The 569-nt window shown below is 47.8% G+C and carries 1 pseudogene; it reads left to right on the top strand.

What is annotated here, in order from left to right:
• Positions 1–569 (top strand): annotated as a pseudogene (locus R2S08_RS28835) (hypothetical protein); the annotation flags it as partial.

The raw sequence follows: 569 nt of genomic DNA, 5'->3' as shown, positions 1-569 counted from the left end.
TCACCAGGGTCATATCGGGCACACCAACTATCGGCGGTACCTTTACCGTTAAAATGACTGTAACCGATAGTAACGGTTTATCAACAAGTACCGATTATGCACTTAAAGTTAATGTCTCTGCTCCTGTGGTTGCTGCTGCAAATACCTGCAACGCCACCACTGCAACATTAACCGTATCCAATATTCAGACTGGCGTTACCTATAACTGGTACGCTGCAACTGGAAGTACCTCTATCTTTACCGGAACAACATTCACAACACCTGCCTTAACAGCCAATACCACTTATTATGTAGAAGCCGTTTCCGGAACTGCGGTGAGTACACGTACGGCTGTTAATGTAACCATTAACCCTGCTCCTGCTCTGGCTTCAGTATCCACCAATAACGAAACTATCAGTCCGGGACAAACTGCAACCTTACAGGCTACTGCCGACGCAGGCAATACCATTAACTGGTACACTGCTCCAACAGGTGGTGCAGCCATTGCAACCGGTACAAGTTTTACTACGCCTGCCCTCTCGGCAACCACCACTTATTATGTGGAAACGCAAAGCGCGGCCGGTTGTGTA

Source organism: Pedobacter nutrimenti (assembly GCF_032678445.1).
GTDB classification, from domain to species: Bacteria; Bacteroidota; Bacteroidia; order Sphingobacteriales; family Sphingobacteriaceae; genus Pedobacter; species Pedobacter nutrimenti_A.
Note: the sequence above shows the minus strand (reverse complement) of the source record. Positions and strands in the feature narration are given on the sequence as shown.